General features: G+C 71.4%; 18 protein-coding genes and 1 riboswitch. Of the genes, 11 read left to right on the top strand and 7 right to left on the bottom strand.

The window, feature by feature from the left end:
* Positions 1-197 precede the first annotated feature (197 nt).
* Together cdgB and OIB37_RS17330 are read left to right on the top strand one after the other, a co-directional pair.
* Positions 198-1,856, top strand: coding sequence for a diguanylate cyclase CdgB (gene cdgB / locus OIB37_RS17335; RefSeq protein ID WP_330458513.1), 1,659 nt, complete (start codon positions 198-200; stop codon positions 1,854-1,856).
* A 118-nt stretch (positions 1,857-1,974) separates the two neighbouring features.
* Positions 1,975-2,907, top strand: a complete 933-nt coding sequence (locus OIB37_RS17330; protein WP_330458512.1) for a CBM35 domain-containing protein — start codon at positions 1,975-1,977, stop codon at positions 2,905-2,907.
* Positions 2,908-3,001: 94 nt separating this feature from the next.
* Here the strand turns inward: OIB37_RS17330 and OIB37_RS17325 are convergent, their stop codons facing one another.
* The 3 genes from OIB37_RS17325 to OIB37_RS17315 form a co-directional block, all read right to left on the bottom strand.
* Positions 3,002-3,931, bottom strand: coding sequence for a 1-phosphofructokinase family hexose kinase (locus OIB37_RS17325; protein ID WP_330458511.1), 930 nt, complete (start codon positions 3,929-3,931; stop codon positions 3,002-3,004).
* A gap of 116 nt (positions 3,932-4,047) precedes the next feature.
* Positions 4,048-5,190 (bottom strand): N-acetylglucosamine-6-phosphate deacetylase, encoded by a 1,143-nt coding sequence (gene nagA, locus OIB37_RS17320; protein WP_330458510.1) that lies wholly within the window; start codon positions 5,188-5,190, stop codon positions 4,048-4,050.
* Positions 5,190-6,131, bottom strand: a complete 942-nt coding sequence (locus OIB37_RS17315) for an ROK family protein (protein ID WP_330458509.1) — start codon at positions 6,129-6,131, stop codon at positions 5,190-5,192. The genes nagA and OIB37_RS17315 overlap by 1 nt, the downstream gene beginning before the upstream one ends.
* Positions 6,132-6,250: 119 nt before the next feature.
* On the opposite strand from OIB37_RS17315, the gene OIB37_RS17310 reads away from it, so the two are divergent.
* The 3 genes from OIB37_RS17310 to otsB are packed head-to-tail and all read left to right on the top strand — an operon-like array spanning position 6,251 to position 8,695.
* Positions 6,251-7,513 carry an ABC transporter substrate-binding protein gene (locus tag OIB37_RS17310; protein ID WP_330458508.1) on the top strand — a complete coding sequence of 421 codons (1,263 nt, stop codon included), beginning with the start codon at positions 6,251-6,253 and terminating at the stop codon, positions 7,511-7,513.
* Between the two features lie 35 nt (positions 7,514-7,548).
* Complete coding sequence (locus OIB37_RS17305) at positions 7,549-7,773, top strand: DUF3263 domain-containing protein (protein WP_330458507.1); 225 nt, start codon at positions 7,549-7,551, stop codon at positions 7,771-7,773.
* Positions 7,774-7,828: 55 nt separating this feature from the next.
* Positions 7,829-8,695: a trehalose-phosphatase gene (gene otsB, locus OIB37_RS17300; RefSeq protein ID WP_330458506.1), complete on the top strand. Its 867-nt coding sequence runs from the start codon at positions 7,829-7,831 to the stop codon at positions 8,693-8,695.
* 30 nt (positions 8,696-8,725) lie between these two features.
* Here the strand turns inward: otsB and OIB37_RS17295 are convergent, their stop codons facing one another.
* Both OIB37_RS17295 and OIB37_RS17290 read right to left on the bottom strand, forming a co-directional pair.
* The gene (locus OIB37_RS17295) at positions 8,726-10,153 is read right to left on the bottom strand and encodes an alpha,alpha-trehalose-phosphate synthase (UDP-forming) (RefSeq protein WP_330458505.1); all 1,428 of its coding nucleotides are present in this window, start codon (positions 10,151-10,153) and stop codon (positions 8,726-8,728) included.
* 136 nt (positions 10,154-10,289) lie between these two features.
* On the bottom strand, positions 10,290-11,234 hold the full coding sequence (locus OIB37_RS17290; RefSeq protein ID WP_330458504.1) for a glucosyl-3-phosphoglycerate synthase: 945 nt from the start codon (positions 11,232-11,234) through the stop codon (positions 10,290-10,292).
* Between the two features lie 225 nt (positions 11,235-11,459).
* A riboswitch (SAM riboswitch) is annotated at positions 11,460-11,604 on the top strand.
* A 17-nt stretch (positions 11,605-11,621) separates the two neighbouring features.
* Between OIB37_RS17290 and thrC the strand changes: the two genes are divergently transcribed.
* The 5 genes from thrC (at position 11,622) to OIB37_RS17265 (ending at position 17,167) form a co-directional block, all read left to right on the top strand.
* Positions 11,622-12,905 carry a threonine synthase gene (gene thrC / locus OIB37_RS17285; protein ID WP_330458503.1) on the top strand — a complete coding sequence of 428 codons (1,284 nt, stop codon included), beginning with the start codon at positions 11,622-11,624 and terminating at the stop codon, positions 12,903-12,905.
* On the top strand, positions 12,902-13,177 hold the full coding sequence (locus OIB37_RS17280) for a MoaD/ThiS family protein (RefSeq protein ID WP_330458502.1): 276 nt from the start codon (positions 12,902-12,904) through the stop codon (positions 13,175-13,177). Before thrC ends, OIB37_RS17280 begins: the two co-directional genes overlap by 4 nt.
* A gap of 439 nt (positions 13,178-13,616) precedes the next feature.
* Positions 13,617-13,820 (top strand): cold-shock protein, encoded by a 204-nt coding sequence (locus tag OIB37_RS17275; protein ID WP_004986573.1) that lies wholly within the window; start codon positions 13,617-13,619, stop codon positions 13,818-13,820.
* Between the two features lie 377 nt (positions 13,821-14,197).
* A complete protein-coding gene (gene groL, locus OIB37_RS17270; RefSeq protein WP_330458501.1) occupies positions 14,198-15,820 on the top strand; it encodes a chaperonin GroEL in 1,623 nt (540 codons plus the stop codon).
* Between the two features lie 219 nt (positions 15,821-16,039).
* Complete coding sequence (locus OIB37_RS17265; protein ID WP_330458500.1) at positions 16,040-17,167, top strand: NADH:flavin oxidoreductase; 1,128 nt, start codon at positions 16,040-16,042, stop codon at positions 17,165-17,167.
* Positions 17,168-17,242: 75 nt separating this feature from the next.
* Here OIB37_RS17265 and OIB37_RS17260 read toward each other — a convergent pair whose 3' ends face one another.
* Positions 17,243-17,923: a Uma2 family endonuclease gene (locus OIB37_RS17260; RefSeq protein ID WP_330458499.1), complete on the bottom strand. Its 681-nt coding sequence runs from the start codon at positions 17,921-17,923 to the stop codon at positions 17,243-17,245.
* Positions 17,924-17,982: 59 nt separating this feature from the next.
* Complete coding sequence (locus OIB37_RS17255; protein ID WP_330458498.1) at positions 17,983-18,864, bottom strand: hypothetical protein; 882 nt, start codon at positions 18,862-18,864, stop codon at positions 17,983-17,985.
* 313 nt (positions 18,865-19,177) lie between these two features.
* On the opposite strand from OIB37_RS17255, the gene OIB37_RS17250 reads away from it, so the two are divergent.
* Positions 19,178-19,573: a hypothetical protein gene (locus OIB37_RS17250; RefSeq protein ID WP_330458497.1), complete on the top strand. Its 396-nt coding sequence runs from the start codon at positions 19,178-19,180 to the stop codon at positions 19,571-19,573.
* Positions 19,574-19,607 lie beyond the last annotated feature (34 nt).

Here is a 19,607-nt window from a genome sequence, read left to right as displayed (position 1 = left end):
CGCAAACCTTGCGTTCGGGAAACGCACAGGTAAAGCGCGGAAACTCCACTCAATTGTTCACGTTCCGCTGTGACTTGAGTCACAAGAGACAGTAATTGTTGACCCTGTGTACCGAGTGGGCAGCGCGCTGTGATTCAGTGGCGAAGAGGCCGAAGAGGACCCTTGATTCGCTGCGAGGACTCGGGGGGAGGGCAAACATGGAGACCGAGTCGGAACCGTATGTCCGTCTTGCGTCCCTCAGGCAGCTGCACCAGGTCATGGCCGACATGAACACGGCACGCAGCCTGGCGGACACGCTGCAGACGGTCTCCGACGGCGCCGTGAACGCCCTCGGCTACGAGATGGCCTGCGTCAACCTCGTCCGGCCCGACGGCGACCTCGTCGTCGCCGCGTTCTCCGGGAACTCCGCCGCCGAGGCCCTGATCACCGGCCGGGTGGGCTCCCGCGACTCCTGGGACCGGCGCCTCGCCATGGGCGAGGAGTGGGGCGACCTGGTGTTCATCCCCCACACCGAGGGCTGGGTCCTCGACGACGACGACGTCCCGCAGTGGTTCACCGACGGTCCCGCTCCCCGCTTCGAGGACGAGTGGCACCCCTCCGACCGGCTCTTCGCGCCGATGTTCACACCCGGTGTGCAGGGCGGCGGTTCCTCCGGCGAGCTGCTCGGGGTCATATCCGTCGACCGCCCGCGCAACGGCCGCCGCCCCGGCGCCTGGGGCCGTGAGGCCCTCCAGATGTACGCCTTCCAGGCCGCCATCGCGATCAGCAACGCGCGTCTACGTGCGAACATGCAGCGCGCCCTGGTCCGCCTGGAGCGGGACCAGCAGGCCCTGCGCGCCAGTGAGGAAAGCTTCCGGCAGGCCTTCGAGTACGCCCCCTCCGGCATGGCCATCGCCGAGATGGGCGGCGACCAGCACGGCCGCATCCTGCGCACCAACGACGCCCTGTGCCGGCTGCTGGGCCGCCCCGCCTCCGCGATGCGCCGCTACTCCTTCTCCGACCTCGTCCACCCCGAGGACGTCGGCACCCTGCTGCGCACCTCCGCCGAGGGCGGCCGTGCCGAGCTGCGCCTGGGCCGCCGCGACGGCAGCTACGTCTGGGTGTCGCTGCGCAACTCCGTCGTCGCCGACGCCGCCGACGGGCCCCGCTTCCTGCTCACCCACGTCGAGGACATAGAGGAGCGCAAGCGCCGCGAGCTCCAGCTCGCCCACCGCGCCTCCCACGACTCCCTGACCGGCCTGCCGAACTCCGCCGAGCTGCGCTCGCGCCTGTCGGCCCGGCTGTGCCGCCGCACGGCCCAGCCCGGCGACCTGGACTCCCTGGACGCGGCCTACGGCCACCCCGCCTTCGACGCCCCCGCGGGACACGGCTTCGACTTCGCGCCCGGTGTCGAGGCGCCTGGCGCCTACGACCACCACGTCCACACCGTCGCCCCCGAGGACGGCCGCGACGACGGCACCAAGGGTCTGGCGGTCCTCTTCTGCGACCTGGACGGCTTCAAGTCGATCAACGACCGGTTCGGTCACAACGCCGGTGACGCGGTCCTCATCGAGGTGGCCCACCGGCTCAGCCGGGGTGTGCGCGACGGTGACACCGTGGCCCGGCTCGGTGGCGACGAGTTCGTGATCCTCGCCGACGGCCTCGGCAAGGCCGACGCCCAGGACCTCGCCGTGCGCCTGCGCAACGAGATCATCCAGCCCATCCGCGCCGAGGGCCGGGCCGTCCGGGTCGGCGCCAGCTTCGGCATCGGATGGGCGCACTGCGGGATGACGGCGGACGAAGTGTTGAAGTCCGCTGACGAACGGATGTACGTAGAGAAACGATCTCGTCCCAAACAGCATCGGCGTGCCGGATGATGTGCAGGTCAGGGAGTTGAAGCGGCCTGAGTCACCCGTTCGGGTCACTCGATGGGGGTAGGCTCGCCATTCCAACGCGTACCCGCATCCGCCCGCACCTGCTGAGGAGTACCAAGGGATGACGTCCGGCGACAACGGCGCGAGCACGCCCGAGGACGACGACCCGTTCGGCTACCTCTACGCCGACGGACAGGCCAGGGGGGCCCAGCCGCCGTCCGGTGGCTACGGCTACCCGAACCAGGTCAGCCGGGTGCGCACGGTCGGTGAGCGCCAGTACGGCCAGCAGCAGCCGTCGTACGGCCAGCAGCCGGCCGCCCCGCAGCAGCAGGGCGCCTACGGCCAGGCGAACACCGCCGCCTACCAGACCCCCGACAACCACGGCGGTGCCCCGGGGGGCCGGCGCTCGGCGCCGCCCGCCGGCGGGCGGCGCGGACCGAACACCAAGGGTCTGCTGATCGGCGCGATCGCGGTGGTCGCCGCGGTCGTCATCGGCATCAGCATCGCGATGATCAACGGCAACTCGGACGACGACAAGTCGGGCAACGAGGCCGGCACGACGCCGACCCAGTCGCAGAGCACCGCCCCGACCACGTCGAGCAGTGCCACGGCGGCACCGGGCGAGCTGCCCAAGATCGACGCCGCGGACAAGTCCGTCCAGCTGTCGGGCGGCGCGGCCACGGCTTCGGACGTCAAGGGAGCCGAGGCGGCGGGCGGCACCTACGTGGGCGGCCTGAACGCGGTCGGCGCATCGGTCACGTGGACCGTCAACGACCTTCCCAAGGGCGGCAAGTACACGCTCAACGTCGGCTACGGCGTCCCGGGCAAGGACGCGAACATGACCCTCACCGTGAACGGCACGTCGCTGGGCCGCCCGCTGAACATGTCGAACTTCGCCCGTGCCGCCGAGGGCGACCGGGAGCACGGCTGGACTCACACCTGGTCGAACATCCAGCTGAAGCAGGGGTCCAACACCATCAGCATCTCCTGCGCGCAGGGCAATCAGTGCGACGCCGATCTGGACACGCTGTGGTTGGAAAAGGGCTGGCGATAGCGCGACTTGTGACCGACGACCGAGGGGCGTCACGGCAGCACCACTGCCGTGACGCCCCTCGGCCGTCCCGCGGTCGGACAAGCTGGGGGGCGGTTCATGCCGCGACGTCTTTCCCCGTCACCGAGATCTGTCGCAGCAGCGTCTCGTAGGCCACGCGGTCGAACTCGCCCGCCACGGGCGCCTGTACCGTCGCCGCCGACAGCGCGGCCGCGCGGGCCAGTCGTGCGGGCCATGGCAGGTGTTCGACGAGGCCCGACAGCAGGCCCGCGACCACCGAGTCGCCCGCTCCGGTCGGGTTGCCGGGGACGCGGGACGGCGGCGTGGCACGCCAGCGGCCCTCGGGAGTCACGGCCAGCAGGCCGTCCGGACCGAGGGAGGCGACGACCGCGTGGGCACCGCGCCGGCGGGCGTCCTGGGTCGCGCGCGACGGCTCGTGGGAACCGGTGAGTTCGGCCAGCTCGGCGGCGTTCGGCTTGACGATGTCGGGGCGGGCCGCGACCCCGCGGCGCAGCGGCTCGCCGCTGGTGTCCAGCAGGACCGGGACGCCGGCGGCCCGCGCCGTCCGTATGAGACTGGCGTACGCGCCCACCGGCACCCCCGGCGGCAGGCTGCCGCAGAGGGCCACCGTCGAGGCGGAGCACAGGAGTTCGCCGTAGGTGTCCTGGAACGCGGCCCACTCGTCCGGCCGGACCTGCGGACCCGGCTCGTTCAGCTGTGTGGCGTCGCCGGAGAGCGCGTCCACGACGGCGATCGTGCGCCGGGTGGGTCCGGCCACCGGGACCAGGGCGTCGGTCAACCGCGGTGTCCGCGCGAGCTGTTCGCGCAGCGTCTCGCCGGTGGCACCGCCCGCGAACCCGGTGATCGTGACGTCGTGCCCGAGGGCCGCCAGCACGCGGGCCACGTTCACACCCTTGCCGCCGGGCCGCTCGACGACGTCCGAGACGCGGTGCGAGGTCTGCGGCCGCAGGGACCGTACGCGATAGGTGATGTCGAGAGCGGTGTTCAGCGTGACCGTGAGGATCACCGGTCCTGCCTCCCTCGCATGGCGTGCCTTCGGTTTCCGAGGGCCCGATCATGCCAAAGACAGAGCGGTCGGCCCAGTGCGCGGACCGACCGCCGTGCGGTGAAGGGGGGTGCAGATCAGGGCAGTTGGGGCGTGAGTACCCATTCACCCCGGCGCATCACGCCCTTGAGGCCGAAGTCCTCGTCCAGCAGGACCAGGTCCGCGTCCTTGCCCGGCTCCAGCGAGCCCACGCGGTCGTACAGGCCGAGCAGCCGGGCGGGGTTGGCGGACAGGGCCGTGACCACGTCCCGCACCGGGAGCCGGTCGATCGTCACCGCCCGCTTGAAAGCCCGGTCCTGGGTCAGCGTGGAGCCGGCGATCGAGCCGCCCTCCACCAGGCGGGCCACGCCGTCGCTGACCTCGACCTCCAGCGGGCCGAGCAGATAGCGGCCGTCACCGGCGCCCGCCGCGTCCATCGCGTCGGTGATGAAGGCCACCCGGGAGGCACCCGCGTGACGGAACGCCAACTCCAGTGCGGCCGGGTGCAGATGGGTGCCGTCGTTGATCAGCTCCACCGTGACCCGCTCGTCCTCCAGCAGGGCCGCGACCGGGCCGGGGGAGCGGTGGCCGAGGGCGGGCATGGCGTTGAAGAGGTGGGTGGCGACCGTGGCGCCCGCGTCGATCGCCTCGGCCGTCTGCTCGTAGGTGGCGTCCGTGTGCCCGACCGCCGCGATCACCCCGGCCTCCGCGAGCAGCCGTACGGAGTCGATGCCGCCCGGCAGTTCGGTGGCGAGGGTGACCATCCGGGCCCGGCCGCGCGCCGCGTCGATCAGTTTGCGGACCTCGGCCGGCTCCGGGTGGCGCAGCAGCGCCTCGGAGTGCGCGCCCTTGCGGCACGGCGAGATGAACGGCCCCTCGAAGTGGATGCCGGCGATCTCCCCCTGTTCGGCCAGCTCGCTCAACAGCCCCGCCTGGCGCACCAGTACGTCCATCTCGTCGGTGACGGTGGAGGCGACGAGGGTGGTGGTGCCGTGCCGGCGGTGGGCGCGCACGGCCGTCAGCGCGTCGTCCGCCGTGCCCGAGAAGGAGGCGCCGCCGCCGCCGTGGTTGTGGAGGTCGACGAAGCCGGGGACGAGCCAGTGCCCCCGTACGTCGACGACCTCGGCGCCCTCGGGGGCCGTGTGCGCGATCCGGGTGCCCTCCACGGCCAGGCGTCCGTCGTCCACCACCCCGGTGGGCAGCACCACCCGGGCACCTGCGAGAACCAAGCTGAGAGCCATCAGGCGGTTACCTCCGAGGGGTCGGTGGAGTCGAGGAGATCACGGGCGAGCAGCCCGGCACCCAGGCAGCCCGCGGTGTCGCCGAGGGCGGCGGGGACGAGGGCGGGCGTCTTCTGGAAGGTGACCCGGCGGCGGACGGCGTCCCGCAGCGGCCGGAACAGCACGTCCCCCGCCTCGGCCAGGCCGCCGCCGATGATGAGCGTGCGCGGATCCAGCAGGGTGAGCGCGGTGACCAGGCCGTCGGCGAGCGCGTCCACCGCCTCCTGCCACACCCGGACGGCGTCCGGGTCGCCGGACGCGACGGCCTCGGCGCAGCCGGCCGCGTCCGCTCCCGGGTCCTCGCGGACCGCCGCCCACGCCGAGCCGACGGCGGACGCGGAGGCGTACCGCTCCAGACAGCCGCGCTGTCCGCAGGGGCAGGCGAGGCCGCCGGGCCGTACGACGACGTGCCCGATCTCGCCCGCGAAGCCGTGCGCGCCCGCCTCGACCCGTCCGTCCAGGCCGATGGCGCCGGCGATCCCGGTGCCCAGGGCCACGAACAGGAACCGGTCGGCGCCCCGGCCCGCGCCGAGCCGGCCCTCGGCGAGGCCGCCGGTGCGCACGTCGTGGCCGAGCGCGGCGGGCATGCCGAGCCGCTCGGCGACCAGGGCGCGCAGGGGGACATCCCGCCAGCCGAGGTTGGCCGCGAAGACGGCGACGCCCTGCTCCTCGTCGATGATGCCGGGGACCGCGAGGCCGGCCGCGGCGGCCGGTTCGCCGTAGTGCTCGACGCCGTACGCGCGCAGCTCGGCGGCGAAGCCGAGGATGTTCCCGACCACCGCCTCGGGGCCGTGCTCGCGGCCGGTGGGCCGGCGGGCGCGGTGCAGCAGCGCGCCGTCCTCGCCGACCAGGGCGGCCTTCATCCCGGTACCGCCCACGTCCAGGGCGACGACATGTCTCACGGGCCCAGTGTGACCCCCTACCCGCGAGAGGTCTAGTCCACTCGCCTGGTGTAGACCTTATGAGTCCGGAATGCGGACAGTCGGACAGCAGAACTGGGGATTTGACGGTGCGTCGGGGTATGGCAGGAACGATCGCGGTGGTGTCCGCACTGGGCATGGCGGCGGTCCTCGGCGGCTGCGGGAGCACGGGCTCCTCCGACGTCACCCTCAAGCTGGTCGCCGCCGAATACGGCGACTCCGCGGCCAACAGCACCCAGAAGTACTGGGACGCCCTGGTCAGGAGCTACGAGGCCAAGCACCCCGGAGTGAAGGTCCAGGTCAGCGTCTACTCCTGGAAGGACGTCGACCGCAAGGTCAAGGACATGGTCGACGCCGGCCACGCCCCCGACATGGCGCAGATGGGCTCCTACGCCGACTACGCGGCCGCGGGCAAGCTCTACCCGGCCTCCGACCTGCTCTCCATCACCACCCAGGGCGACTTCTCCTCCCAGCTCGCCGAGGCGGGTCAGTGGAACCACGAGCAGTACGGCATGCCCTTCGCCGCCTCGACGCGCGTGCTCTTCTACAACAAGACCCTGTTCACCGAGGCCGGCATCACCCCGCCCACCGACTGGGACGAGCTGGCGGCCGACGCCCGCGCGCTCAAGGCCCAGGGCGTGAAGTACCCGTTCGCGCTGCCGTTGGGCCCCGAGGAGGCGCAGGCCGAGGCCATGCAGTGGATGCTCGCCGGCGGCAGCGGCTACACCGACGACATCGGCACCTACACGCTCGACTCCGCCGAGAACACGCGCACCTTCACCTGGCTCAAGGACGACCTGGTCGGCAAGGGCCTGACCGGTCCGGTCGCCCCCGGCAAGCTCAACCGCGCCACTGCCTTCGCCGCCTTCGCCGACGGCCAGGTCGGCATGCTCGACGGGCACCCCATGCTGATCCAGCAGGCCGAGGCGAAGGGCGTGAAGTTCGGCATGGTGCCGCTGCCGGGCCGCACCGGCCGGGCCAGGGCCTCGATGGGCGTCACCGACTGGATGACGGCCTTCAGGCAGAACGGGCACGCCGAGCAGATCGGCTCCTTCCTCGACTTCGTGTACCAGGAGAAGAACGTCCTCGACTTCTCCCGCGAGTTCGGCCAGCTGCCGGTCACCAGCTCCGCGTCCGGCGCCATGGACGCGTCCGGCGCGGCCCGGGACAAGGCCCTGCGGCCCTTCCTCGACCAGCTGCCCGGCTCCCAGCTCTACCCCGCGGGCAAGACCTCCTGGGCCGAGATCAGCACGGCCGTGAAGGAGAGCATGGGCCAGGCCTTCCTCCCCGGGGGCAGCCCCGCCGGCGTCCTGACCCGCCTCCAGGCCCAGGCGACCGCGGCGGACAGCAGCGCGATCAACTGAGCCGGCTGTCGGTGCCCGGCGTTACGGTGGGCACCATGGAACTGGGCAGCCGGGAGAAGGCCATCCTCGCGCTGGAGCGCCGGGGCTTTCCCGGCCCCGGCGCGAAGGAACGGGCGATTCGCGAGGAACTGGGTCTGGCCCCGGTGCGCTACTACCAGCTGCTCAACGCGCTGCTGGACGACAAGCGGGCCCTGGAACACGATCCGGTGACCGTCAACCGCCTGCGCCGCATCCGCGCGTCCCGCCGCTCGGAACGCTGAGAAAACCGCCGGTAAGCAAGGCGTGCGGGCCTCGTTCCGCGGATAGTGTCGCCCCATGGGCATCCATACGACGGACTCGACCAACCCGATGGATCCACTTCCCGTCCCCGTGACCCAGGCCGGCCGGGACGGACTTCAGGCACTGCTCGCCAAGCCGGGCACCGCCGCGATCGGTCTGGACTTCGACGGCACACTGGCCCCGATCGTCGCCGACCCCGACCAGGCCCGCGCCCACCCCGACGCGGTGTCCGCGCTCGCCGCCCTCGCCCCGAAGGTGGCCTCCGTCGCCGTGATCACCGGCCGGCCGCCCGGGGTCGCGGTCCGGAACGGCGGCTTCGCGGGCGTCCCCGGCCTGGAGCACCTCGTCGTCCTCGGCCACTACGGCGCCGAGCGCTGGGACGCGGTGACCGCCACGGTCACCGCCCCCGCGCCGCATCCCGGCGTGGCCTCCGCCCGCGCCGAACTGCCCGGCTTCCTGGACAGCGTCGGCGCCTGGCGCGGCACCTGGATCGAGGAGAAGGGCCGTGCCCTCGCCGTGCACACCCGCCGCGCGCGGGACCCGCAGGCCGCCTTCGAGGCCCTGCGCGAACCCCTCGCCGGCCTCGCCGCCCGGCACGGTCTGATCGTCGAGCCCGGCCGCCTGGTCCTCGAACTGCGCCCGCCCGGCACGGACAAGGGCGTCGCCCTGCTCGACCACGTCCGCGCCACCGGCGCCGAGTCCGTCCTCTACGCCGGCGACGACCTCGGTGACCTCCCCGCCTACGCCGCGGTGGACGAACTCCGCTCCGAGGGAATCCCCGGCCTCCTCGTGTGCAGCGGCAGCTCCGAGGTGACGGAACTGGCCGAACGGGCGGACCTCGTGGTCGACGGGCCGGGCGGTGTCGTGGGACTGCTGCGGGCCCTGGCGGCGCACATGGAGTGAGCCGCCCGGGCGGTCACGGGCGCCGGGCCGTCACCGGTCCAGCGCCCCCAGCTGGTCCAGGAACCACTGCGCCGGAGGCAGCGCCGTACCGGCGGCGGCCAGCCTCTTCGACCGCTCGGCCCGCTCCGCCGCCGGCAGGCTCAGCGCTTCGTGCAGCGCCTCGGCCGTACCCGTGATGTCGTAGGGGTTCACCACGATCGCGTCGTCGCCCAGCTCCTCGTACGCCCCCGCCTCCCGCGACAGCACCAGCGCGCACCCCTCGTCGGAGACGACCGGCACCTCCTTGGCGACGAGGTTCATGCCGTCCCGGATCGGATTGACCAGGGCGACGTCCGCGAGCCGGTAGGCGGCCAGCGAGCGGGCGAAGTCGTCCTTGACGTGCAGCACGACGGGCGTCCAACCCGGCGTTCCGTACTCGGCGTTGATCTCCTGGGCGACCCGGCGCACCTCGTCGGTGTAGTCGCGGTACACCGCGAGGTCCTGCCGCGAGGGATACGCGAAGGCGACGTGCACCACCCGCTCGCGCCACTCGGGACGGTCCCGGAGCAGCTGCCGGTAGGCCAGCAGCCCCCGCACGATGTTCTTCGACAGCTCGGTGCGGTCCACCCGGACGATCGTCCGGCGTCCCTCGCCGACCTCCTCGCGCAGCGCGGCCATCCGTTCCGCCACGTCCGCCCGGTGCGCGCGTTCACGCAGGAAGTCCGCGTCCGCGCCGAGCCCGTGCACCCCGATCCGGGTCCCGGACGGAATGCCGGGTCCGAGCACCTCGTGACAGCACTCGGTGAACGCGTCCGCCCAACGCCGGGTCAGGAACGCCGCCCGGTCGGCGCCGAGGATGCCGGTCAGCAGTTCGGCCGCGAGGTCGTCGGGCAGCAGCCGGAAGTAGTCCGGCGGCGCCCACGGGGTGTGCGAGAAGTGCCCGATGCGCAGGTCGGGCCTCAGCTGCCGGAGCATCCGGGGGGCGAGCGCCAGGTGGTAGTCCTGGATCAGCACCGCCGCGCCCTCGGCCGCCTCCTCGGCGAGCGCCTCGGCGAAGGCGCGGTTGTAGGCCCGGTACGACTCCCACTGCCGCCGGAACTCCGCGTCGAAGACCGGCTCCAGCGGGGTCTGGTACAGCATGTGGTGGACGAACCAGAGCGTCGAGTTGGCGATGCCGTTGTAGGCGTCGGCGTACACGTCGGCGTCGATGCCGAGCATCCGCACCCGCTGCCCGCCGGTGTCCTCGGCCGGCAGCAGTCCGCCCCGCGCACGCCGTACGGCCTCCCGGTCGCCGTCGCCCAGCGCGGCGCACACCCACACCGCGTCCGTGTCCGGTCCGATGGCGGACAGTCCCGAGACCAGTCCGCCGCCGCCTCTCCTGGCCAGCAGCGCGCCGTCGGCGCTGTCGGGGTCCACCTCGTACGAAACCGGGCCGCGGTTGGACGCGACCAGCACCTCAGCACCCTGCGTGGAAGCCATGGTCCTGAACCTAGCCCGGCCCGTAAACGCTCAAACGTACGGTCCGCCCCGAAAGGGGCTTGTATACGGCCGCACTCCGGCGCCCGGCCGACGGCTCACGCGACCCGGCCGTTCACACCACCGTGCGTGCCACGGCTCACGCGACCCGGCGCGCGGCGTACTCCGCGATCTCCGCCATCGGCGGCCGCTCCTCGGTGTCGACCGAGTAGGTGCGCGGCTCGAACCCGTCCTCGCCCCGCTCGAACTGGGTGAGGGCGGGCCGCACGAGGTGGCCGCGCGCGAGGCGGAGCTGCGCGGTGCGGTAGATCGCGGCGGCCATCCGGCCCAGCGCCTGCCCGTCCTGGTGCCGGTGCTTGCGCACGCCGACGTCGACCTGGGCCAGCGCGTCCAGGCCCACCAGGTGCAGGGCGTCGACCAGCATGCCCAGCTCCACGCCGTAGCCCACCGGGAACGGCAGCTGCTCCAGCAGCGAGCGGCGCGCCGCGTACTCGCCGCCCAGCGGCTGCACGAAGCCGGCCAGCTGCGGCCAGTGCATGTTCAGCAGCGGGCGGGCCATCAGCTCGGTGACCCGGCCGCCCTGCCCGCTCGCACCGGCGAGCGGACGGTCGTACATCGCCTTGACCAGGTCGACGTCAGGGTCGGTGAGCAGTGGGCCCACGATGCCGAGGACGAAGTCCGCGGAGAACTCCCTGAGGTCGGCGTCGACGAAACAGACGATGTCCCCGCCGGTGACCAGCAGGGAGCGCCACAGCACCTCGCCCTTGCCGGGTACGGCGGGCAGGCGCGGGAGTATGTCGTCGCGGTGCACGACCCGCGCTCCGGCGGCGGCCGCGACCTCGGAGGTGCGGTCGGTGGAGCCGGAGTCGACGACGACGATCTCGTCGATCAGCGGGGCCTGCTCCACGAGGTCGTGACGGATGACCCTGACGATCTCGCCGACCGTCTCCTCCTCGTTGAGTGCGGGAAGGACGACGGAGACGGACTGGCCGGTGCGCTGTTTGGCGGCCAGGACACGGTGCAGGGGGCGGTCGGCCACGGACCAGGAGCGGGTGGCCAGCCAGCGCTCGACTTCTTCCAGCACGGTCGGTGGCTCCTCACTGTCGTGATCGGGGGACGTGATCAGGTGTCGTGCTCAGGTGTGGCGCTCGGGGGTGGTGCTGAGGGGCGGTGGTCACACGCGGAAACCGTGTGACCCGTCTCGCGGTTCGGACGACTCTCTCCACTGTCCTGGCCTTCGGTTACAGTCTTGAGCAACGCCGATGACCATCGCATGTCGGGGGTCAAGAGCGTTCACACAACTACATACCGCTCATCCAGAGGGGCAGAGGGATACGGCCCGATGAAGCCCCGGCAACCCTCCAGTCGGTCACTCGTTCTCATCCGCGAGGCTCCCGGCTAGGGAAGGTGCCAAATCCGTCTCACGGCGAGATGCGTCGTGAGGAAGATGAGGAGAAAGGGCCTCGCCTCCATGGCTGTGCAGACCGTCGCCCCCCAGAGCACTCCCACCGTCGACCTCGGCCCCGCCGCCGCCCTGAGCTGTCGCGAGTGCGGCCACCAAGTACCGCTCGGCCCGGTGTTCGCCTGCGAGGAGTGCTTCGGCCCCCTCGAGATCGCCTACGACTTCTCGGCGTACGACACCGAGGAACTGCGCGCGCGGATCGAGTCCGGCCCCGCGAGCATCTGGCGCTACGCGCCCCTGCTGCCCGTCCCCGCCGACGTGGCCGCCAAGCCCAACCTCAACCCCGGCTGGACCCGGCTCGTCGAGGCCCGCAACCTCGCCCGCGAGCTGGGTGTCACCGGCGGGCTGTACGTGAAGGACGACTCCGGGAACCCGACGCACTCCTTCAAGGACCGCGTCGTCGCCCAGGCCCTGGAGGCCGCCCGCGCCTTCGGCTTCACCACCCTGTCCTGCTCCTCCACCGGCAACCTGGCCGGCGCGGTCGGCGCCGCCGCGGCCCGCGCGGGCCTGCGCTCCTGCGTGTTCATCCCGCACGACCTGGAGCAGGCAAAGATCGTCATGGCCGCCGTCTACGGCGGTGAGCTGGTCGGCATCGAGGGCAACTACGACGACGTGAACCGCTTCTGCTCCGAGCTGATCGGCGACCCGGTCGGCGAGGGCTGGGGCTTCGTCAACGTCAACCTGCGGCCGTACTACGCGGAGGGCTCCAAGACCCTGGCGTACGAGATCTGCGAGCAGCTCGGCTGGCGGCTGCCCGACCAGATCGTGGTTCCGATCGCCTCCGGATCCCAGCTCACGAAGATCGACAAGGGGCTGCGGGAGCTGGTCGCGCTCGGGCTGGTCGAGGACCGGCCGTACCGGATCTTCGGCGCACAGGCCGAGGGCTGCTCGCCGGTGTCGGCCGCGTACAAGGCGGGCCACGACGTCGTACGGCCGCAGAAGCCGGACACCATCGCCAGGTCCCTCGCCATCGGCAACCCGGCCGACGGGCCGTACGTCCTCGACATCGCGCGCCGCACCGGCGGTGCGGTGGAGGACGTGACCGACGAGGAGATCGTGGCCGCCATCCGGCTGCTGGCCCGCACGGAGGGCGTGTTCGCCGAGACGGCGGGCGGGGTGACGGTCGGCGTCACGAAGAAGCTCATCGAGAGCGGCGCCCTGGACCCGACGCTCACCACGGTCGTCCTCAACACCGGCGACGGCCTCAAGACCCTCGACGCGGTGGCCGGCACCGGTCCGACCGCCGTCATCCGCCCGACCCTGGAATCCTTCCGAGAGGCTGGCCTCGTATGAGCGTGACCGTTCGCATTCCGACCATCCTGCGTACCTATACCGGTGGTCAGGCCGAGGTCGCCGCCGAAGGGGCGACGCTGGCCGAGGTCATCGAGAACCTGGAGAAGCACCACACGGGGATCGCCGCCCGGGTACTGGACGACCAGGGCAAGCTGCGCCGTTTCGTCAACGTGTACGTCAATGACGACGACGTGCGTTTCGAGCGGGGCCTGGAGACGGTCACCCCGGACGGTGCCGGCGTCTCCATCATTCCGGCCGTCGCGGGCGGCTGACAGGGCCCGGTATTACCTTCGGTAATCGCGGTTACCGACTGTTCATCGAATGGCCCCCTCCGTGAGAGAAGCGGAGGGGGCCATTCTGCGTGATTGAGCACGGTAGAGTTGGGGAACGCGCTCCTGGGCCACTGGTCGGGAGCACTGGATTCATGCCGCGCGCCCGATAAGAAGTAGCCAAAATGCCCGGGTTGTTTGCGGCATTTGTGGTTTTTGCAGGGCCCGACTTGCCCTGAATTCAGGCGAATTCTCGCCACATTCCGGACCGCGCTCTTCTGGAATTCTCGTCCGATTGACCTGTTGCAGAGGGCAGTTGGGCAGATACATTCGGCCGCGGTCGACGCGTTCCGGCGCACGCCCCCGACCGATGGGGGGCGAGGTCTGACCCGGGTCCGCGAAGGGTGGATCTGTGCAAGGGCCAGTAATAGGGGAGTTAGGCATGGCTCAGGGCACCGTCAAGTGGTTCAACGCGGAGAAGGGCTACGGCTTCATCGCGGTCGACGGTGGCGCGGACGTCTTCGTCCATTACAGCGCCATTCAGATGGACGGTTACCGCACCCTGGAAGAGGGCCAGCGGGTCGAGTTCGAGATCTCGCAGGGCCAGAAGGGCCCGCAGGCCGACATGGTTCGCGTCACCGCCTGAACGTTTTCGCAGCGAAGGGCCCGCACCGGCACAGGGTGCGGGCCCTTCGTCGTGTCCGGCGGCCGCCGGACCGCCTCGCCCGGCGCCTGTTCGCGCGCGGCTGACGCTCTCGCTGCATCCCCCGAGGCGCTTGCGCCCGCCCGTCGCCCGACCACCACCCCTATTCGAGCCCGCTTCGCGGGCGCAGCCTTGCACTCGGGCATGCCGAGTGCTAATCATTGCGTTAGCACTCTGAAGGTGAGAGTGACAACGAAGGACCGGGTCGGTGAGGCCCGCAGGCCGGGTGGGGCAAGGAACCACAAGGCCGGCGAGCCGTCCGTCGCGGGCGCGGGCGCGGTCCGAAGGAATCACCCCCAGTCCTGGAGGGACCACTTCACATGGCCAAGATCATCGCGTTCGACGAGGAGGCGCGGCGCGGCCTCGAGCGCGGCATGAACCAGCTCGCGGACGCCGTCAAGGTGACGCTCGGCCCCAAGGGCCGCAACGTCGTCCTCGAGAAGAAGTGGGGCGCCCCCACGATCACCAACGATGGTGTCTCCATCGCCAAGGAGATCGAGCTCGAGGACCCGTACGAGAAGATCGGCGCCGAGCTGGTCAAGGAAGTCGCCAAGAAGACGGACGACGTCGCCGGTGACGGTACGACCACCGCGACCGTTCTCGCCCAGGCCCTGGTCAAGGAAGGCCTGCGCAACGTCGCCGCCGGTGCCAACCCGATGGCCCTGAAGCGCGGTATCGAGAAGGCCGTCGAGGCCGTCTCCGCCGCCCTGCTGGAGCAGGCGAAGGACGTCGAGACCAAGGAGCAGATCGCCTCCACCGCGTCCATCTCCGCCGCCGACACCCAGATCGGCGAGCTCATCGCCGAGGCGATGGACAAGGTCGGCAAGGAAGGCGTCATCACCGTCGAGGAGAGCAACACCTTCGGTCTTGAGCTCGAGCTCACCGAGGGCATGCGCTTCGACAAGGGCTACATCTCCGCCTACTTCGCGACCGACATGGAGCGCATGGAGGCGGTGCTCGAGGACCCCTACATCCTCATCGCCAACTCCAAGATCTCCTCGGTCAAGGACCTGCTCCCGCTGCTGGAGAAGGTCATGCAGTCGGGCAAGCCGCTGCTGATCATCGCCGAGGACGTCGAGGGCGAGGCCCTGTCGACCCTGGTCGTGAACAAGATCCGCGGCACCTTCAAGTCCGTCGCCGTCAAGGCCCCGGGCTTCGGCGACCGCCGCAAGGCCATGCTCGGCGACATCGCCATCCTCACGGGCGGCGAGGTCATCTCCGAGGAGGTCGGCCTCAAGCTGGAGAACGCGTCCCTGGACCTCCTGGGCCGCGCCCGCAAGGTCGTCGTCACCAAGGACGAGACCACGATCGTCGACGGCGCCGGCTCCTCGGAGCAGGTGCAGGGCCGGGTCAACCAGATCCGCGCCGAGATCGAGAACAGCGACTCGGACTACGACCGCGAGAAGCTGCAGGAGCGCCTGGCGAAGCTCGCCGGCGGTGTCGCGGTCATCAAGGCCGGTGCCGCCACCGAGGTGGAGCTCAAGGAGCGCAAGCACCGCATCGAGGACGCCGTCCGCAACGCCAAGGCCGCGGTCGAGGAGGGCATCGTCGCCGGTGGTGGCGTGGCCCTGCTGCAGACCTTCCCGGTCTTCGAGAAGCTGGACGTCGAGGGTGACGAGGCGACCGGCGCCAACGCCGTGAAGCTCGCGCTCGAGGCCCCGCTGAAGCAGATCGCCGTCAACGCCGGCCTCGAGGGCGGTGTCGTGGTGGAGAAGGTGCGCAACCTGACCCCGGGCCACGGCCTGAACGCCGCGACCGGCGAGTACGTCGACCTGGTCGCCGAGGGCATCATCGACCCGGCGAAGGTGACCCGTTCCGCGCTGCAGAACGCCGCCTCCATCGCCGCGCTGTTCCTCACCACCGAGGCCGTCATCGCCGACAAGCCGGAGAAGGCCGCCGCGCCGGCCGGCGGCGGCATGCCGGGCGGTGACATGGACTTCTGATCGACCCCGGTCGATCAACGTCCTTACCGAGGGCGGCACCCCCTGTTCCGGCAGGAGGTGCCGCCCTCGGGCGTGTCCGGGGTCACACGGGGGCCCGCGAGGGAACGGAATGCGGGGCGTCGTACTCTCGGTTGCTTAAGGAAGTGCACCAATGCGCGTGCACATACCAGCTGGTTTCCGCCGGCTGGTCGAAACCGTCACTCACGAGGAGCCCCCCGCGTGACCGTCACGACGCCCGCCGCCTCCCGCGCGGCCCAGATCCTGTCCCGTCCGATCGTGCTCAACGGCCTGACCGTTCCCAACCGGATCGTCATGGCCCCGATGACCCGGATGTTCTCCCCCGAGGGCGTCCCCGGTGAGGACGTGGTGTCGTACTACGCGCGCCGCGCCGCCGCGGGTGTCGGCCTGATCATCACCGAGGGCACCTACGTGGGCCACGACTCGGCCGGCCAGAGCGACCGCGTGCCCCGCTTCCACGGCGAGGAGCAGCTGGCAGGCTGGGCGAAGGTCGTCGAGGCCGTGCACGCGGCGGGCGGCACGATCATGCCGCAGCTGTGGCACATCGGCATGGTCCGCAGGCAGGGCGAGCCGCCGTTCGCCGACGCCCCCGCCATGGGCCCGTCGGGCATCCACAAGGCGGGTGCCGAGGCCAAGGGCAAGGCCATGACGCAGGACGACCTGGACGACGTCATCGACGCGTTCGCCGAGGCCGCGGCCGCCGCCGAGCGCATCGGCATGGACGGCGTCGAGATCCACGGCGCCCACGGCTACCTCGTCGACCAGTTCCTGTGGGAGGGCACCAACCAGCGCACCGACGCCTACGGCGGCGACCCGGTGGCCCGCACCAAGTTCGCGGCGGAGATCGTCGCCGCGGTCCGCGCGGCCGTCTCCCCCGACTTCCCGGTCCTCTTCCGCTTCTCGCAGTGGAAGCAGCAGGACTACACCGCGCGTCTCGCCGAGACCCCCGAGGAGCTGGAGGCCATCCTCGCGCCGCTGGCCGCCGCCGGCGTCGACGCCTTCCACGCCTCCACCCGCCGCTACTGGCTGCCCGAGTTCGAGGGCTCCGACCTCAACCTCGCCGGCTGGACCAAGAAGATCACCGGCAAGCCGGTCATCACCGTCGGCTCGGTCGGCCTCGACGGCGACTTCGTCAAGGCGTTCACCGGTGAGGGCTCCCCGGTCAAGGGCATCGACGACCTCCTGGACGGCCTGGAGGACGAGCAGTACGACATGGTCGCCGTCGGCCGCGCGCTGCTCCAGGACCCGGAGTGGGCCGCCAAGGTCCTCGCCGACCGCTTCGACGAGCTGAAGCCGTACGACGCCGCCGCGCTGCAGTCGCTGAGCTGACCCGGCTTTCGCGGGTACGTGGGCGGCATCCCGGTGTTGTCGGGGTGCCGCCCACACGTGTCGCCGGCCGGGGCGTCACTCGGCGTAGATCTTGAGCCCCTCCGTGTCGAGGGTGATGTTCACAGGGGCGGGGAGTTCGACGGTCGCTCCCCACGGGTAGGACGGCGCCTGCAGGTACCGGCCGGCCTTCGGTTCGCTGTACACCGTGAGCGTGTTGTGGTCCCGGTCGATGAGCAGGTAGACGGGGATTTCCGCCTCCGCGTAGCCGATGGGCTTGTCGACGCGGTCGCGCTGGTCGGTGTCGCGGTCGTGGGAGGTGATCTCCACCGCCATGAGGGCGCCGTCGGGCTCTGACCACTCGCCGTCGCCGATGAAGTGGTCAACCGGCACGAGGGTCCCGTCCGTACGGGCGCGGCCCTTGCGGTAGGCCTCGGCCCTGACACCGGACTCCGGCACCAGGTCCAGGTCAGGGCGATGCTGCATGCACTGGCGCAGCAGCCACATGAAAATGGAGCGGTGGTTGCCGTCCGGCACTGCCTTGACCTCGACTTTTCCGTTGACGTACTCAAGCCGCACGGTTTCGGGGGCTGCCGCGGCCAGCTCCTCGAACTCCTCGACGTCGAGCGGGCCGTGGCGCACGCACAGCCGTCCGCCGAGGAACTCCAGTCGGTTCCGCAGCTCCCTCGGAGCCCTGCGGACAAGTTCCTCGAAGTCCTCGACGGACATCTGGGGGCGTTCGGCGGTGTCACGGGTCATGGCATTGCCTCCTTCCTCCCATCGTGCCCTGGCCGACTGCTTTCGGACGGTCGGAGCGGTCATACGCGTGGCCTCTCTCCTCGGTCGGCCATGGCGGCGCGGGTCGCGGCCGCGTGGGCGTGGACTGCGGAGGGCCGCAGCAGGATGGTGGGGGCAGGCGGGACGGTCTCGCCCCGGCACCGTCCGCACACACCGCCCGGCAGGCTCTCCGGGCGGCCCGGGATCCCGCACTTCGCGCACTCCAGGACGCGTAGGGGCGGGCGGGGGACGGGCAGGGGTTCCGGGGGGATCTTGTCGCGCAGCCTGCGGGCGACAAGGGCGACCGGGCTGTGGACGGGGACCGGCAGGCCGGCGGTCAGGGCGCGTAGTACGTCCGCCTCGGTGGCGCCCCTGCTGAACCACTCGGCCACCAGCGGGGCGAGTTCCGCACAGGCCGCCGCCGACAGGGACAGCACCGGGGCCGTGCGACCGAGGGCCGCGAGGAGGACGTAGGCGCGGGCGCGGGTGGGGGGCTTCCCGGCGGGCGGTGGCTCATGCTCCTTCGGCACGTCGCCCCGCACGAACGTGGCCCACCAGTCGTCGTCGCGTGCTGTCCTGGACCACCACGATCGGGTGATCCACCGCTGGCTCCCCGAGTCGGTCAGATGTTCGCGGCCCCGCCGCAAGTGGCCTGTCCGCTGGAGGTTGTTGAGCGCCGTACGCAGGGCGCACTGGCCGTACGGGAGGTGCTTGGCCAGCGTCTTCACGGAGATGTCGGCACCGTTGGGGAGGCGGTCGACGTATGCGGCGATCGCCGCTTCGCGGGGCGGAAGGTGCGCGAAGTCGTTCGCGGCACGGGGGAGTTGATCGGGTGCGGCGCGCTTTCCGTAGCCGGGGTTGGCCATTGGGTGCGGGAAGGCGTGCGTGGACGGGGCGGCGGCACTAAGCTGAGCATCAGCCATGGGACCGAATTCTTCCTTCGATCTCGTAGGTAGCCCCCGCAGGTGTTGGCGCACCGAGCGGGGGCGTTTCGTTGGTCGGGACGCTAGCCCCTCGTCACCCTCCGTGGCAAGCCGGTCGCTTCAAGTCAACTCGCGGGGAGGGTGGGTGGGTTGAGACCCGCCACCCAATCCGAACAAAGACGGCTCGGAGCCCGACTCTTGAGCTTCGGGACGGCTGCGGGGCAGCCCGGCCGGGCTTCTCGACGAAGACCGTCCACGCCTCGGCCCGGAACGCGAGCTTCGGGCCGAGGGGCCTTGGGGAAAGGGCGTGAGGGTGCGCGGTTCAGCGGGACGAGGCGTCTCGTGGAAGGAGGCCGGGCTCGCGGTTGCGGGCTGCTGGCTGGTCAGCTTTGTGGGGTACGTCGTGATCGCCGCGCTCGATGAGCCGGGCCTTCCGGTCGCCGCCCTTCTCTGGGTGGGGCTCGGTCAGTGGCTGGCGGTGCGGCACCGTGACTGGACGGCTGTCATCGCCGCGGCCCTCGCGGGAGCCGTCACCATGCTCGGACTCGCCGCCGAGCTGCGGCCGGGCCTGGACGGAAATGTCGCGGACACGCTGGCCACGGGGTTCGCGGCGACGGTCGCCGTGCTCGTCTATGCCACGGCGGGGCGCCTTCGCGTACGGGTCGCCGACCGGCGTGCGGCAGGCCGGCGGGGTGGCGGGGTGTGCTGACCTCGCCGGGTCGCCGACCGGCGTGCGGCAGGCC

Origin of the sequence: Streptomyces sp. NBC_00820, from assembly GCF_036347055.1 — a bacterium.
Taxonomy (GTDB): Bacteria; Actinomycetota; Actinomycetes; order Streptomycetales; family Streptomycetaceae; genus Streptomyces.
The sequence above is the reverse complement of the archived record's forward strand: the minus strand, read 5'-3'. Positions and strand labels throughout refer to the sequence as shown.